Below are 507 nucleotides of genomic sequence, written 5' to 3'. Positions count from 1 at the left end.
GGACGAAGTACGCAAGGTCGCTAAAGAGCTTCGTAAGCAAATGACGAACGGTATTGACCCAAAACTGTTTCGTGAAAAGCAGAAGTTAGACCATTTGGTTGAAAGCCAACAGACCTTTAAAGCGGTCGCAGAAAAGATGCTTCTGAAAGAAGAAATTCAAGAGACAACTAACCGAGAAAAGCTGATTGTCGAAGAACGTGAGAGAGCTAGAATTAACGGCACGGTATTCGGGCAAGATGAAATCGACCGCATCACCAACAAAGTACGCTCGTCACATCGCAAGCGTCTTTTCTTAAAACGTAACCTATATCCTAAACTAGGCAACCTCCCTATGGCCTATATCACCGCCGCTGGAGTCATTTCGGTCATCGAACCTATGCAAGCTAAAGGACAATTAGAAAATGTTAAGCGTGCATGCTGCATTGCCAATCAAGTGATGAAATTCGCGGTAAACTCAAACATCATTAAATCTAATTGCTTAGCCTATATTAAAGACAACTTTGCCAA

Annotated in this window: 1 protein-coding gene; it reads left to right on the top strand. The window is 42.6% G+C overall.

Annotated features, from left to right (window positions below):
- Nucleotides 1-507, top strand: a 507-nt coding sequence (locus R8O11_RS31585) for a phage integrase central domain-containing protein (protein WP_412035109.1), incomplete at both ends; no start/stop codon positions are given.

It is taken from the genome of Vibrio sp. 1288 (assembly GCF_033344475.1).
The sequence above is the reverse complement of the archived record's forward strand: the minus strand, read 5'-3'. Positions and strand labels throughout refer to the sequence as shown.